The sequence below is a fragment of the Burkholderia lata genome (genome assembly GCF_902499025.1).
GTDB lineage: Bacteria > Pseudomonadota > Gammaproteobacteria > Burkholderiales > Burkholderiaceae > Burkholderia > Burkholderia lata_C.
Window position 1 is genome coordinate 152,151 of record NZ_CABVPW010000011.1, and the last position, 15,170, is coordinate 167,320.

12 protein-coding genes are annotated in these 15,170 nt (G+C 65.5%); 6 read left to right on the forward strand and 6 right to left on the reverse strand.

The annotated features are described in order from the left end of the window. Nucleotides 1-23 precede the first annotated feature (23 nt). Nucleotides 24-1,490: an oligosaccharide flippase family protein gene (locus BDI24065_RS13565; RefSeq protein WP_175031696.1), complete on the forward strand. Its 1,467-nt coding sequence runs from the start codon at nucleotides 24-26 to the stop codon at nucleotides 1,488-1,490. Nucleotides 1,491-1,503: 13 nt separating this feature from the next. Here the strand turns inward: BDI24065_RS13565 and BDI24065_RS13570 are convergent, their stop codons facing one another. Further along, a complete protein-coding gene (locus BDI24065_RS13570; protein ID WP_175031697.1) occupies nucleotides 1,504-2,556 on the reverse strand; it encodes an RNA-guided endonuclease InsQ/TnpB family protein in 1,053 nt (350 codons plus the stop codon). 86 nt (nucleotides 2,557-2,642) lie between these two features. Here BDI24065_RS13570 and BDI24065_RS13575 point away from each other — a divergent pair, with 86 nt between their 5' ends. Beyond that, the gene (locus BDI24065_RS13575; protein ID WP_175031698.1) at nucleotides 2,643-5,108 is read left to right on the forward strand and encodes a glycosyltransferase family 4 protein; all 2,466 of its coding nucleotides are present in this window, start codon (nucleotides 2,643-2,645) and stop codon (nucleotides 5,106-5,108) included. Between the two features lie 525 nt (nucleotides 5,109-5,633). Here BDI24065_RS13575 and BDI24065_RS13580 read toward each other — a convergent pair. Further along, a complete protein-coding gene (locus BDI24065_RS13580) occupies nucleotides 5,634-6,809 on the reverse strand; it encodes an acyltransferase family protein (RefSeq protein ID WP_175031699.1) in 1,176 nt (391 codons plus the stop codon). A gap of 217 nt (nucleotides 6,810-7,026) precedes the next feature. Between BDI24065_RS13580 and BDI24065_RS13585 the strand changes: the two genes are divergently transcribed. Beyond that, on the forward strand, nucleotides 7,027-7,170 hold the full coding sequence (locus tag BDI24065_RS13585; RefSeq protein ID WP_006479318.1) for a hypothetical protein: 144 nt from the start codon (nucleotides 7,027-7,029) through the stop codon (nucleotides 7,168-7,170). Between the two features lie 230 nt (nucleotides 7,171-7,400). Further along, nucleotides 7,401-8,288, forward strand: coding sequence for a UTP--glucose-1-phosphate uridylyltransferase GalU (gene galU / locus BDI24065_RS13590; RefSeq protein ID WP_011548079.1), 888 nt, complete (start codon nucleotides 7,401-7,403; stop codon nucleotides 8,286-8,288). Between the two features lie 394 nt (nucleotides 8,289-8,682). Here galU and BDI24065_RS13595 read toward each other — a convergent pair whose 3' ends face one another. Beyond that, nucleotides 8,683-9,801: an acyltransferase family protein gene (locus tag BDI24065_RS13595; RefSeq protein ID WP_175031700.1), complete on the reverse strand. Its 1,119-nt coding sequence runs from the start codon at nucleotides 9,799-9,801 to the stop codon at nucleotides 8,683-8,685. Between the two features lie 257 nt (nucleotides 9,802-10,058). Between BDI24065_RS13595 and BDI24065_RS13600 the strand changes: the two genes are divergently transcribed. Next, nucleotides 10,059-10,508, forward strand: a complete 450-nt coding sequence (locus BDI24065_RS13600) for an HU family DNA-binding protein (protein WP_011355701.1) — start codon at nucleotides 10,059-10,061, stop codon at nucleotides 10,506-10,508. Nucleotides 10,509-10,806: 298 nt separating this feature from the next. After that, nucleotides 10,807-11,598 carry an AadA family aminoglycoside 3''-O-nucleotidyltransferase gene (locus tag BDI24065_RS13605; protein ID WP_175031701.1) on the forward strand — a complete coding sequence of 264 codons (792 nt, stop codon included), beginning with the start codon at nucleotides 10,807-10,809 and terminating at the stop codon, nucleotides 11,596-11,598. A 145-nt stretch (nucleotides 11,599-11,743) separates the two neighbouring features. On the opposite strand, the gene BDI24065_RS13610 is transcribed toward BDI24065_RS13605, so the two are convergent. The 3 genes from BDI24065_RS13610 to BDI24065_RS13620 all read right to left on the reverse strand — a co-directional run bounded on the left by BDI24065_RS13610 (nucleotide 11,744) and on the right by BDI24065_RS13620 (nucleotide 15,120). After that, nucleotides 11,744-12,217, reverse strand: coding sequence for a VOC family protein (locus BDI24065_RS13610; RefSeq protein WP_175031702.1), 474 nt, complete (start codon nucleotides 12,215-12,217; stop codon nucleotides 11,744-11,746). A 390-nt stretch (nucleotides 12,218-12,607) separates the two neighbouring features. Continuing rightward, on the reverse strand, nucleotides 12,608-13,768 hold the full coding sequence (locus BDI24065_RS13615; protein ID WP_175031703.1) for a porin: 1,161 nt from the start codon (nucleotides 13,766-13,768) through the stop codon (nucleotides 12,608-12,610). A gap of 416 nt (nucleotides 13,769-14,184) precedes the next feature. Further along, on the reverse strand, nucleotides 14,185-15,120 hold the full coding sequence (locus BDI24065_RS13620) for a YihY/virulence factor BrkB family protein (protein WP_175031704.1): 936 nt from the start codon (nucleotides 15,118-15,120) through the stop codon (nucleotides 14,185-14,187). Nucleotides 15,121-15,170 lie beyond the last annotated feature (50 nt).

Here is a 15,170-nt window from a genome sequence, read left to right on the forward strand (position 1 = left end):
GCAGCGTCACACAAGGCAGAAGCATGGACAAAGGCATACTCAAGAACGTTTCGATCAACTTCATCGGGCTGATCCTGCCGACCTTCGTGTCGCTGGTGACGGTGCCCGCCTATATTCACGCGCTCGGCGTCGAACGCTACGGCGTCGTCAGCCTCGTGTGGACGTTGATCGGCTATTTCGGGATCCTCGATCTCGGGATGAGCATGGCCGCGCAGAACCACATCTCGAAGGCGCTCGCGAGCGGCAACGCCGACGAAAGCGCGCGCGTGTTCTGGAGCGCGTTCTGGCTGAATCTCGGCACCGGCATCGTGGGCGGGCTGCTGATCTATTTCGGCGCGTTCATCTACACCGCGTACTTCACGAAGGTGTCGGCGGCGATGCAGCACGAGGTGTATCTCGCGCTGCCGTGGCTCGCGCTCGCGATTCCGCTGGCGAACGTGTCGTGGGTGTTCGCGGGCGCGATCAACGGCGCCGAACGCTTCGGCGTGTTCAACACGAACCAGACGATCGGCACGTTCCTGTTCCAGCTGCTGCCGCTCGGCGCCGCATGGTGGATCGCGCCGAACCTGCAGACGGTGCTCGCCGCGGCGGTCGTCGCGCGCCTGGTCGCGGCGGTGATGCTCGGCCACGCCAGCATCAAGGTGCTCGGGATCCGGCGCATCGATCCGCCGCAGTGGGGCACCGCGAAAGGGCTGTTCAACTTCGGCGGCTGGATGCTGATCGCGAGCACGACGAGCATGATCGCCGACACGCTCGACCGCGTGATGCTCGGCGCCGGCATGGGCGCGAAGTTCGTCACCTACTACACGGTGCCGCAGAACCTCGTCACGCGCCTGAACATGCTGCCGAACGCGCTCGTGCGCACGCTGTTCCCGCGCCTGTCGGCAGTGGGCCGCGATCATGCGGACACGCTCGCGCGCCAGTCGCTCGAATTCCTCAACGGCGTGTTCACGCCGGTCGGCATCGTCGCGATCTTCGCGCTCGCACCGTTCCTCACGCTGTGGGTCGGCGCCGATCTCGCCGCCCATTCGGCGCCGGTCGGCCGCGTGCTGGTGATCAGCGTGTGGCTCGTCGGCCAGGCGAGCGTCACGCGGATCCTGATCCAGTCGCAGGTCAACCCGGCCCGCGCGGCGTTTGCCGGGCTCGTCGAGATGCCGTTCTTCGTCGGCGGCCTGTGGTTCGGCATTCATCACTTCGGGCTGATCGGCGCGGCGGTGGTCGTCGCGGTGCGCGCGTTCGTCGACTACGGCGTGCTGCTGTACCTGTCGGCGATCCGGATGCGCGCGATCGTGCTCGACATGCTCGCGCACCTCGCGTTCCTGCTGGCGAGCCTGTTTCTGGCGCAAGCGTGGCCGGGGCTCGTCGAGTCGATCGGCATGTGCGCGGCTGTGCTGCTGTTGAATGTTGCGTGGTCGCTCACGATGACACCGGGGTTGCGTGCGCTGGTGCGCGACTTGTTTGTCCGTCTCAATGCGAGGAAAACTGCTTGACGTCCTCCCCCAACTAACGGCGGGAGATTCCCACACCTGGCGATGCACGTCCGCATCGGAGAATGTTCAAAGCAGCGTTGGTATCACGATCATGTACGACACCACAGTCACCGCATGCCCACTCTCTTATTCGCAGTCCCGCGATACCTTTCGGCCGCGTTGTGCTGTCTTTCGACCCGCACGCCGAACAGGACTGGGTAGAACCGCTTTCGTCGACTTCCTCGAACGTGGCTCCGTGCGCGATCGCCTTGTAGCGGAGCTTGTTTCGGAAGGACGACCAGGCTGCGTCGTAGACGCTCTTCGCCATCCTGGTTCTGGCGAGCGTGGCAGCCGACACGTTGCCGACCGCGATGTAGTCGAAGCGTCTAATCAGATCGAGCGCGAGCTTGTGCTGGAAATCAGCCCGGGCATTCACAACTTTGGCGTGCAGCTTCGCGATATGCCGCTTGTGCTTTCGCGCGCGTTGGGCTTTCGCCAGCTTTTCGGCCGCACGCTGACCAAACCGGTCGTTGGGCAGCTTTTCGCCGGTCGAAAGTGTGGCGAAATCTTTCAGGCCGAGATCGATACCCACGCCGGCACCGATCGGGCGCGCCCGGACATCGGGCATTTCGATCGCGATATTCAGGAACCAGTTGCCGCGCGCGTCCTGTGCGAAATTGGTTCCGTCCTTGATCTTGCCGTCGGGAAGCGGGCGACTGTTGAACACGCGAAAGGTATTGCCGGCAAAGCGAAACGCGTCACCCTCACGCTTCAGGTCGCGGCCCTTCAGAGGCACCCAGCCAAGCGATTTCTTGCCGCGATAACGCAGGAAAGGCCGACGGTATTGGTTGCGCGACTTCGCGAATTGCTCGCACGTTGCGTTGACGGTGCCCGAGTGGATACCGAGCTCCTTGCTGCTACCGGTCGTCAGCACGTTCAGGTCGAAACCCGTCGGCCACTTCTTGCGCCACTTGAGCGCGTGCTTTTGCGTGTCATTGCAGAAGTTCCAGACGTAGTTCACCGCACGGCTCTGCTTGTTAAGCAGTCCGTTAAGCGATTTCACCCGGTAGCGGTAGACAAGAATCATACCGGTCACTCTAACGTTGGATTGCCGCCTGTCAACGGCACTCCGTTCCTTCCCGCCATCAATGGCAGGGTTTCATGGAGCGACTGATGAATCGCGATCTGGCGGAACACGCCGTATTGAATCTCGCCACCGCCGATGCCGCGGTGGCCGAAGCGGGCGACGCCGCCGCGCTGCGCCGGTCCGTGCCGGCCGAACGCGCCGGCACGCGCCATGCATCGCGCACGATGCGCGTGGCGATCGTCCACGACTGGCTCGTCACCTATGCGGGCGCCGAGCGCGTGCTCGAGCAGATCGTCGCGTGCTTTCCCGACGCCGACCTGTTCAGCCTCGTCGACTTCCTCGACGATCGCGCGTTCGTGCGCGGCAAGCCGGTGACGACATCGTTCATCCAGAAGCTGCCGTTCGCGCGCACCAAGTACCGCAGCTACCTGCCGCTGATGCCGCTCGCGATCGAGCAGCTCGACGTGTCGGAGTACGACCTGGTGATCTCGAGCAGCCACGCGGTCGCGAAGGGCGTGCTGACGGGGCCGGACCAGGTGCACATCAGCTACGTGCATTCGCCGATCCGCTACGCATGGGACCTGCAGCATCAGTACCTGGAGCAGTCGAACCTCACGCGCGGGCCGAAATCGCTGCTCGCGCGGATGATCCTGCATTACATCCGCAACTGGGATACGCGCACCGCGAACGCGGTGGACGGCTTCGTCGCGAACTCCGCGTTCATCGCCCGGCGCATCAAGAAGGTCTACCACCGCGACGCGGCGGTGATCTTCCCGCCGGTCGACGTCGACGCGTTTTCGCTGAACGCGGAGAAAGAGGATTTCTACCTGACCGCGTCGCGGATGGTGCCGTACAAGAAGATCGACCTGATCGTCGACGCGTTCTCGCGCACGCCCGAGCGCAAGCTCGTCGTGATCGGCGACGGCCCCGAGATGCAGAAGATCCGTGCGAAGGCCGGCCCGAACGTCGAGATCATGGGCTACCAGCCGTTCGCGGTGCTGCACGACCGGATGCGCCGTGCGAAGGCGTTCGTGTTCGCGGCCGAGGAGGATTTCGGGATCTCGGTGGTCGAGGCGCAGGCGTGCGGCACGCCGGTGATCGCGTACGGCAAGGGCGGCGCGCTCGAAACCGTGCTCGACCCGCAATCGAACCTGAATCCGACCGGGCTCTTTTTCGACGAACAGACACCGCATGCGATCGTCGCGGCCGTCGACGATTTCGAGCGCGCGCCGCAGCGCTTCACGCCGAACGCATGCCGCACGAATGCGGAGCGATTTTCCGCCGATAAATTCCGCCGGCGCTTTCTCGACTATGTGGAAGCCGCGCTGCCCGGCTCGACCGCGCAGCGCGGCACGGCTGTCACGCCGATGCCGGTCGCGCGCGGCCCGGCGACGCTCGTGCTCGACCAGAGCGGCGTGCTCGGCGGCGCAGAGCTGTCGCTGCTCGAGATCATGAAGCACATGCGCGCGAACGCCGACGTGCTGCTGTTCGACGACGGCCCGTTCCGTGCGGCGCTCGACGAGATCGGCGCGCGTGTCGACGTGGTCGACCAGGGCGCGCTCGCGGGCGTGCGCAAGCAGGGCGGCGTATCGGTCGGCGCGGTGAAACAGCTCGTGCGGCTGGTGCGCGACGTCGCACGGCGCGCGCGCCGCGCCGAGGTGATCTACGCGAACACGCAGCGCGCGATGGTGGTCGCCGCGCTGGCCGGGCGGCTTGCGCGCAAGCCGGTGGTGTGGCATCTGCGCGACATCGTCAGCACCGACCATTTCGGCAGCAAGCAGTTGCTGGCGATCAAGTACTGCGCGCGGCTCGGCGTCACGCGCGTGATCGCGAACTCCGACGCGTCCGCGCAGGCGTTCCGCGCGCTGACGGGCTTCACGCCGCAGCACGTCGACGTCGTGTTCAACGGCATTTCGGCCGAACCGTTCGATGCGCTGGAAGGCGTCAGCCAGGCCGCGCTGCGCACGCGGCTGGGGTTGCCCGAGCACGCATGGCTGGTCGGCTCGTTCAGCCGCCTCGCGCACTGGAAGGGGCAGCACGTGCTGCTGGAGGCCGCCGCGCGGCATCCCGACATGCACGTGGTGCTGGTCGGCGCGCCGCTGTTCGGCGAGGACGAATACGCCGCGCAGCTGCACGAATACGTCGCGCGGCACGGGATGGGCGGGCGCGTGCATTTCCTCGGGTTCCAGCGCGACGTGGCCGCGTGCATGACGGCGGTCGACGTCGTCGCGCACACGTCGATCACGCCCGAGCCGTTCGGGCGCGTGATCGTCGAGGGGATGCTCGCGCGCCGGCCGGTCGTCGCGGCCCGCGCGGGCGGTGTCGTCGAGATCATCGAGGACGGCGACAACGGGCTGCTCTGCGCGCCGGGCGATGCGACCGCGCTGGCCGATGCGCTGGATACGCTGAAGCGCGACGGCGCGTTGCGCGAGCGGCTCGTCGCGAGCGGGCGCGCGACGGCGGTGCGCCGGTTCGGCACCGAAACCTATGTGGAGCGGGTCGAGAAGATTCTCGCGGATACGGCGAAGGCCGCGAAGGCGAAGAAGCCGTAAGCGGCGCGAGCCGGCGGGAAACGAGCCCTCATGCGGCGATGCGCTGCGTGGGGGCTTTGTCTTTCGGCGCCGGGGTGTGTGTCGGGCGGGTGGTGGGCAGGTTGTTGTGCGCCGTGTCGGGCGGGCGCTTGGCCGGTCGTCGATTGGGAGGGAGTGGTTGGCGACGGGACAAGGCGACGCCAGAGGGTGATGCCAGAGGGTGATGCCAGAGGGTGATGCCAGAGGGCGATGCCAGAGGGCGATGCCAGAGGGTGACGCCAGAGTGTGATGCCAGAAGGTGATGCCAGAAGGTGATGCCAGAAGGTGATGCCAGAAGGTGATGCCAGAAGGTGATGCCAGAAGGCCGCGCCCACGCAGCCCCGGTGGCGAAAACCGGTCGGAGACGGCCCAGGCAGGCCGTAGCGCGGCCGCCCGCCGCGGGACTGCCCGTCCGCATCAACCCGGCGTGCCGGCGCGCTCAGGCCATGAAAAAGCCCCCGCGCAGCGGGACGCCGCGCGGGGGCTCGGGACCGCGTTCCGGCCGGGTCAGGCGGCCCGCTCGGGCGCCGGCGTGACGACGCGGGCGGGCCGGGCCGGCTTGAAGCTGGCCGACCACGTCATCGCAGGCCGTTCGAACATCCGGTAGAACACGTACGCGACCGGGATCGCGGCGGCCATGAACGCGAACGATGGCCAGATCGACAGCTGCAGCTCGGAATGGAACAGCACCGAGCCGAGGCAGACGAACAGCGGCAGGTGGATCAGGTACAGCGAGTAGCTGAAGTCGCCGAACCAGCTCAGCACGCGCAGCGGCGTCGTCGGGCGCGGCGGGCGGGCGAGCGCGCGGTACAGGAAGCACGCGAAGCCGGCCGACCACAGCTGGAACGCGCCGTACTGGCCGAAATGGAACGCGCCGCAGCCGGCGGCCAGCAGCACGGCGGCTGCGCCATACCACGCGCGCGACGGCACGACGGCCGCGCCGCGTGCCTGCTGCGCACGCACGTCGGCGATCCACGCACCGATCGTCCAGGACAGCCAGTACGACGTGAAGAACTGCAGGTCGTGCCGTTCGAGCAGCCACGCCGACGCGACGTTGACGAGCGCGACCGCGGCCACGACCGCCGGCATGCCGATGCGCCGGCGGATCGCGAACAGCAGCGGGTAGATCGCGTAGAACTGCACTTCGAGCGACAGCGTCCACAGCGCGCCGTTCGACCCGTACGTGTAGCCGGCGACGCCCTGCAGCGAGAACAGGTTCACGAGGAAGGCGACGAGGCCGACGTCGCGGATCTTGTGGCTGACCGGCTCGATCTGCAGGCTGACCGAGTCGAGCGCGAGCGTGAACAGCAGCGCGGCGAGCAGCACCGGGTAGATGCGCGCGAACCGGCGTACCCAGAAGTTCGGCGCGTCGAGCCGGTACGCGGGATTGGCCGCGAGCTTGAGCGCCGCGTTGCGGTGGATGCAGTAGCCGCTGATCACGAAGAAGATCGGCACGCCGGCGGAGCCCCACGCGAACGGAAAGGTCAGGTAGCCGGCGATCGCACTCGGGGTGAGCGCATGACCGTAAGCGTGATGGAAGCTCTGCATGCCGACCCAGACGACCTGGCGGCAGTGGAAGTAGGCAACGAGCAGCGCCGCGAAGCCGCGCATCGCGTCGATTACGTGTTCCTTGTGATCGGCGACGGGCGGCGCGGTCAGAGACGATCCGCTGAGAGCTTGCATGCGATTCGATTCCTTGCGACGGATGGACGGAAAGTTTCATCCAATCGTAATGCGCAAGAATTCGATCAATGAATAAAAAAATATCGCCGGGAAATATCGGAATTCCACATCATGGTTTTATCGCGTTCAGAAAGCGGTTCCGCGAGGCGGGTCAATTATTTGCCGATTTTTTTCTGATAGTTTGAAGCTCCAGTTGATTGATGCAAGGAGCGGCAAGATGGACATGCATTGGATCGCGAGCGCTGCAGTACTGCTGGTCATGGCCGTGCTGTCGGCGTACCGCGAGGCGCTGAAGAACGAACCGATTCGCCCGGGTCTCGAACGGGGCGGCGTGCCCTATATCGAGGAATTCGAATCGTAAGAATTTGTATCTGGAAAATCGGTAATTTGTTTCTGCTTCGACACTCGGCTCGGCAATATCGACCGGGTTGAAGGGATTATATTTTTTCCGGAATCATTGGGCAATCAGTCCATATCGAAAATGAGCGGAGTCGAATTGGCAGGACCGTCGATTCTCGATATGCCGTTCGGAACACAATCGCGCCGGGTCGCTGGTCAACGCGGCGCAGTCAACGCAATCAGGATGCGAACATGTTGAAAGTCACCAAGGCCGTGTTCCCCGTTGCCGGTCTCGGCACGCGGTTCCTCCCGGCAACGAAGGCGAGCCCGAAGGAAATGTTGCCCGTCGTCGACAAGCCGCTGATCCAGTACGCGGTCGAGGAAGCGATCAACGCAGGTATCACCGAGATGATCTTCGTCACCGGGCGCAGCAAGCGCGCGATCGAGGATCACTTCGACAAGTCGTACGAGATCGAGGCCGAACTCGAGGCACGCGGCAAGGAAAAGCTGCTCGAGCTCGTGCGCGGCATCAAGCCGAGCCACGTGAACTGCTTCTACGTGCGCCAGCCGGAAGCGCTCGGCCTCGGCCACGCGGTGCTGTGCGCGGAGAAGCTGGTGCACGGCGAGCCGTTCGCGGTGATCCTCGCCGACGACCTGCTGCACGGCGAACAGCCGGTGCTGAAGCAGCTGGTCGACGTGTTCGACCACTATCACAGCTCGGTGATCGGGGTCGAGACGATCCCGCGCGAGGACAGCCGTTCGTACGGCGTCGTCGAAGGCCGCGAATGGGAAGAGGACATCATCAAGCTGTCGGGCATCATCGAGAAGCCGGCACCGGAAGATGCGCCGTCGAATCTCGGCGTGGTCGGCCGCTACGTGTTCATGCCGACGATCTTCGATCACCTGCGCAAGCTCAAGCCGGGCGCCGGCGGCGAGCTGCAGCTGACCGATGCGGTCCAGTCGCTGCTCGCGAACGAGCAGGTGCTCGCGTATCGCTACTACGGCACGCGCTTCGACTGCGGCAGCAAGATCGGCTATCTCAAGGCCACCGTCGAGCTCGCGCTCCAGCATCCGGAAGTGAGCCGCGAATTCGAGGCCTACCTGCGTACCTGCTTGCCCGCGCTGGCTGCTGTCGCCTAAGCAGCCGCGCGCTCCGTTGTTTCAGGTGGTGGTTGTTCCGTTGGCCCCGGCCGCTCGCGCGCCGGGGCTTTTTTGCGTGTGTGGGTGCCCGGTGCGTGATCGTGGTGCGCGCGGTCGGCGAGTGTGCTGCATCGGGTTGGCGTCGAAAGCGGTGCCGTGTGCGGAGCGGGGCGCTCCGACAAAGAAATTGCGTCACGCCTGAAACCGGTGCCGCCGCGGGCGACCGGGTGGCTGGATCGGCGGTTCCGCTGCGCGATGGACATCGACGTTCGTGACCGCACCGGTTGTGCCGGCGCCGGTCGATGACGCGACGCCTCGCTTGCCGAGCTTCCGTTCCGGGGTGTGGCCTGAAACGCCGCTTTCCCGTTCGATCGTTGCCGCGTCCATGCGGCGTTCAACGTGCCGACGTGCTCGGCCGCGTGACGAAATGCCGGGCCAGCATCGCGGCGACCGGCTTCTTGAAGTCGAGCAGCCGCTTTTCGAGATAGCGCCAGGACAGGTGCGCGAGCAGCACGGCGAGCGCGAACTGCAGCATCTCGGGTAGCGTGTCGCGGACGATTTCCGGTACGGCCACGTGCGCGACGTGCGCGGGCAGCACGCCGAAGCGCGTCGGAATCAGGTTGTGGAACAGGTAGAAGCCGTAGCTGATCGTGCCGAGATAGACGAGCGGCGCCCAGTCGAGCAGCGCCACGACCGGATGCTCGGGTTCGCTGACGATCCACAGCAGCAGCGCGCCGAGCGATGCGGACAGGCCGAGATCCGCGAGCCCCGCGATCGCGTCGGGCAATGCCGTGCACGCGGGCAGCACGAGGAAGAACGCGACGCCCGCCGCGCCGAGCCAGCCGGGCGGAACGCGGCGCACGGCGGCCGTGCCACGGTCGGCGAGCGCCATCGCGCCGACGCCGCCGAGCGCGATCAGTGCGAAATTCCACGGGGAAAACGCGTAGATCAGCACCGGCGACGCGTCGGACAGGTAGAGCGCGAGATGCGCGAGCGCACACAGCACGACGGCCGCGATGCCGAGCGCGACGTGTCGCGCGGCGGGCACCGCAAGCAGCGCGAGCGGCGCGATCAGATAGAACTGCTGTTCAACCGCGAGGCTCCAGAAATGCGACGTGGAGCCCGGCCAGCCGTCCTTGACGACGCCGATCCAGTAATTCGACAGGAACACCGCGTGCCACGCGAGCCCGAGATTGACGCCGCGCTGGTAGAACAGTGCGTGCGCGATCGCGAGCGCGGCGAGCAGCAGGTAATACACGGGAAAGATCCGCAGCGCGCGCTTCGCGAGGAACAGCGCGAGCGCATGGCGGCGCGTCATGGCGCCGCACTCGACCGCCTGGCGGTTGCGATGCAGCTCGCCGACGATCAGGAATCCGCTGATGAGGAAAAACGTCCACACGCCAAGCTTGCCGACGTCGACGGCAAGGACGTGGCCCTTGTGGGACAGGAAAACGAGGATGACGGCGAGGGCTCGCAGGCCGTCGAGTCCTTTGACGTATCTGGCTTCGCGCATGGAGGCATCCGGGCATTGAGCGAGCCCAGTATAGGTGCGCAAATATCGAACGTAATTCGCATTCGGGTGCATACGTGAAGGCGTTTTTTGATGCTGGAGCGTCGATGAAATCGGTCGCATGCAAAAAAACCTGCGGGAAACCCCGCGAAAACGCACAAAAGTACTGCACGAAGCGTCAAGGCGCTTGTAGAATCCGGCGTTGAAGCGCGCGCGTTGCACGCTTCGTGTATCCAACGACCACACCTGGTAGGAGAAACATGGCGACTTCCGCAAAAAAGGTGGCCAAGAAGGCTGCCGCACCGGCCACCAAGAAAGTGGCTGCCAAAAAGGCTGCGCCCGCGAAGAAAGTAGTGGCCAAGAAGGTTGTCGCGAAGGCGGCACCGGCCGCTCCGACGCCGCTGAAGGACAAGTTCACGAAGGCATCGCTCGCAACGCACATCGCTGAGCGCGCAGCTGTCGAAGTGAAGGCGGTCAAGGCAGTGCTCGTCGCACTCGAGAACGTCGTGCTGGGCTCGGTCCACAAGAAGGGCGCGGGCGAGTTCACGCTGCCGGGTCTGCTGAAGATCACGGCACAAGTCGTGCCGGCGAAGAAGAAGCGCTTCGGCAAGGATCCGTTCACGGGCGAAGAGCGTTGGTTCCCGGCGAAGCCGGCCAGCGTGCGCGTGAAGGCACGTGCGCTGAAGAAGCTGAAGGACGCGGCGGCGTAATGCCGCGCAGCGGTTGCCGAATGCATGTCGGCAACCGCTGCGATGTCCGACGATCCCCGTACGCGAAAGCGTGCGGGGATTTTTATTGCGCTGCGCAAATCGCGCGGCAGCGAAGCAGCGAAGCAGCGAAGCAGCGAAATGGTGGAAGGTCCGGTTCGACACATGACGCACGCAGGATGATGTGCGGTGCACGCGCGATGACGGACGGCGATCCGCATTCCGCGCTTGCAGTGGATCAGCCGCTGCCCGTCGCGCTCGCTGCGACGGTTGCGTGCGCATTGTGCGAGACACACGCATCGTGACTGAACCCATGCCCGACGAAATCGCAGCCCAGGTCGCTGCCGCGTGCGACGCGATCGAGCGGCATCTCGGCGCGACGCTCACGGCAATCCACCTGTTCGGATCGGCGCTCGACGGCGGACTGAAACCGCGCAGCGACATCGACCTGCTGGTGACCGTATCGGCCCGTCCCGACGAGCCGACGCGGCGCGCGCTGATGCTCGACCTGCTTGCCGTGTCGGCGCCGCCCGGTCGTACCGACGGCATGCGCGCACTGGAAGTGACCATCGTCGCGCACGAGGCAGTCTTGCCGTGGCGTCACCCGGCGCGTCGCGAACTGCAGTTCGGCGAGTGGCTGCGTCGCGACCTCGAGGCCGGCATCGTCGAACCGCCGCTCGTCGATCACGATCTGGCGATCCTGTTGACGAAGGTGCGACAGCACAGTGTCGTGCTGGCCGGCCCGCCGGCGGCTACGCTGCTCGAACCGGTGCCCGCACGGGATTTTGTCGCCGCGCTGCTGGCGACCGTTGCGCAGTGGCATGCCGAACCGGACTGGCGCGGCGACGAGTGCAACGTGGTGCTCGCGCTCGCGCGCATCTGGTATAGCGCCGCGACCGGCAGGATCGCGCCCAAGGACGTCGCCGCGACATGGGTGCTGGAGCGCCTGCCGGAAACATACCGGCCGGTTGTCGCGGCGGCGCGTGCCGCCTATCTCGGCGGTGAAGGAGACGCGGCGATTCTGTCGGGCGCACCCCTTGCCGCATTCATCGGCTACGCGCGGCGAACGGTTGAATCGATGCTGTCGACATAGCGGCAGATGCCGCGCACGCGATCGGCTTGCGCGCGACGCCGATGAAGATCAGGGGCATCGGCGCGACCGTCGCACACGGTCGAGCCGGATGCCTGTCGACGAGCCGGCGTGCCATCGCACACGCGCTGTGCGACGTGCTGCGTCGTCAGCCCGCCGTACCGGCGTAGGCGGCCTTCAGCGCGTCGTCGTCGAGCTTGATCATCTGCATCATCGCAGCGGACACGCGCGCGGCCTTGACCGGGTCCCGGTCGGACATCATCGGGATCAGCGCTTCCGGAACGATCTGCCACGAGACGCCGTAGCGGTCTCGCAGCCAGCCGCAGGCGTCGGCCGTGCCGCCGTTGTCGAGCAGGGCGTTCCAGTAGCGGTCGAGTTCCGCCTGGTCGGCGCAGCTGACCAGCAGCGAAATGGCGTGGTTGAACGTATCGGTGCGCGGGTGGCTCATCGCGAAGAACGGCTGCCCGAACAGCTCGAACTCGACCATCCGCGTGCCGTCGGTGCCGGGCACCGCCGTGACGCGCACGATCCGCGAATCCGGAAAGATGCGTGCATAGAAGGCGGCGGCTTCTTCCGCTTCCGCCGCGTACCAGAGGAAAGGCGTGATCTTCTGAATCGTCATGGCGTATCTCCTGTCTGTAGTGGCCGGGGCGCAGATCGCGTGCCGACCTCGATACGACGCATGAAGGCCGTCGAAATCGACACGCCGGGACGAACGGCCGTCGCACCGGATTCATGGCACCGACAGTGCGGATGGTAGTCGTCCGGCGCGCACACAGCGAGAGCGCCCTGCATCGGGAAATCGTGTTGCCGGCGTATAGCAGCCGCCTGGCGCCGCTGCCGGCCGGCTGACGTGGTTCGGGTGCCCGGGCGTCGGCCGTCGGCCGGTGCAGGCCGTGCGGCCCGCCGGCGACGGACGAAAAAAAAGCCAGCCACGGCCGAAACCGATGACTGGCTTTCCAGTTCGGCGGCAAGGCGTCCGAAGACGCCATGCACGCCGGGTACGTCGTTTTTAGAACTTGTGGCGCAGGCCGAGTGCGACCAGCTCTTGCGACTTCGTGCCGGCGATGCCGTACGAGCCGATCGAAGCTTGCGCTGCCGACGTCGTGCCGTCCGCGTTGAGTTGCGTGCCGCTCGCGTGCTGGTAAGCGCCAACCAGGTAGACGTCCGTGCGCTTCGACAGCGAGTAGTCGCCGCCGATCGAAACCTGATGGTACTTGGCGTCCGTGTTGCCGCTTGCCTTCGTGTACGAGTAGCCGAGGCCCAGCAGCAGCGGCGGCGTGACCTGGTACGTCACGAAGCCACGACCCGTGTTGTACTTCTGGGTCGCGCTGAAGCCCGAGAATGCGTCCGGCTTGTACTGTGCGTTGCTGTAGCCGAGGCCGACCGTCACCGGGCCGATCACGTACTGACCTGCAACCTGAGCGATCGCGATCGACTTCGCCGTCACGTAACCCGCGTTGATCGGGCCGTCGATGATGTTGTCCGACGTCGTCGAACCCCAGCCCGAGCGCAGGCCGGCGGCCGTCGGCGACGGGTTGTTCGCGTAGAAGTAGCCTGCAGCAACGCCGACCGGGCCGTTGTTGTATGCCGCTGCGACCGACCACGTCTGGCCAGCACCCGTCTTGCCTGCCACGCCGCCGAGGGCGTACATGCCTTCAGCCTGGAAGCCTGCGAACACCGGCGACGTGTACTTGATCGCGTTGCTCACGCGCAGGCTGTTGTCGTTGTTGTCGACGTCGCCCGGCGTTGCGAACGTGCTGCCGAAGTAGTTGTCAGCCGTGACTGCCTGGACCAGGTCGACGATCGGGTCGTACTGGCGGCCGAGCGTCAGCGTGCCGTACTGGTTGCTTTCGAGGCCGACGAATGCCTGACGGCCGAACATGCGACCGCCCTGGTTCAGGTGGCCCGTGCCCGGATCAAAACCGTTTTCCAACTGGAAGATCGCCTTCAGGCCACCGCCGAGGTCTTCAGCGCCTTTCAGGCCGAAGCGGCTGCCTTGCAGGTTGCCCGACAGCATTTGCCACGAGTTGTTACCTTGACCGTTGTTGCCGTGGACGTAGGCGATCGACGTGTCGATCACGCCGTACAGCGTCACGCTCGATTGAGCGTGAGCAGCGCCAGCGGCACCCAGCAGGGCGAGCGAGAGGGTCGAGAGAGCGAGTTTCTTCATCGTTGAGTATCTCCACGCAAGTGATTCATCGTTATTTGTTGCGGATTGGAGAATAGCTCAGTGCCATCGACGCAAGAAAGCTTAAAAAATAAAGTGTCTCGAAAAGGTAACAGCGAGAAAAAGTCTATATATATCAAGCACATTAACGACTGTTTCTGTTTTTGAAAAAGTTGACAATTGCTGCGGTGCGATTGTTTCGCTAGTTGATGCGCATTGCGGCAGGCAGCCTGTTTCGGCCCGTTGGCGCGCGGAAACGGATGCCTGCAAACGTTTGCGGTTGCGGCAACGAATGCGCGGGCATGCAAAGAACGTGTCAACGCCGCGCGAATGCGCGACGGGCAGCGTGGTTGCAAAGCGGCGGACGGGTGTGCGGGGCGTGCCGCGGTGCGCGCGACGGTGTTGCGAACAGGGGCGAGTCAGTCGTCGCGCATGGGGTCGATGGGGCGATCGGCTTGCGCCGAAGCGGCCGGTGCGGTGGTAGCGGCGGGCCGATGCGCATTGCCGCGGGCCGCCGCGAATTCCGCGCCGAGCAGCAGCACGATCGCGGAGAAGTACAGCCACATCAGCAGGACCGCGAACGATCCGGCTGCACCGAATGCACTGGCGGTGCCCGCATGCGCGAGGTACAGCGCGAACAGCTTCTTGCCGCCGGAGAACAGGATCGCGGACACGACGCCGCCGATCGCGGCGTCGCGCCACGCGACGCGCGCATCGGGCAGGAACTTCATCAACGACGCGAACGCGGCCGCGAGCACCGCGATGCCCACGAAGAACTGCACGAGGTTCGTGACGATCACGTACGGCGAATTGCCCAGCAGCCAGGTGCCGACGAACGTGATCGCGGTGTCGAGCACGAGCGACACGATCAGCAGGAACGCGACGCCAAGCACGAGCCCGAACGAGATCAGCCGCACGCGCACGAGCCCGAGCATGCTCGACCAGCGGTTTTCGGTGGCCGGCCAGATCACGCTGAGCGCGGCGCTGAGCGACGCGAAGGTGGCCGACGCGCCGATCGCGAGCGCGGCGAACGAGATCAGCGTTGCGAGGCCGCCGCGCTCGCCCGCGCGGTGCGCGTTCTGCACGATCGTCTGGATGCTGGCCGCCGCGTCGTCGCCGATCAGCTGGTGCGCCTGTTCGAACACCTGGCCGCGCGCGGCATCGTCGCCGTAGAACCAGCCGGCCACGGCAATCACCATCACGAGCATCGGCGCGAGCGAGAACGCGGAGAAAAATGCGATGCCGGCGGCCATCGCGGAGCAGCGGTCGGACGAGAAGCGCTTGAACGCGGTGAGGGCCCAGTTGGCCTGTTGTTGCGCGAGACGGGTGGCTTCGGAGGTGATCTGTCGTTTCATGACGGTTCGGGTGCGCGTGGAACGCGGATCATCGTTGGTAATCAGACAAT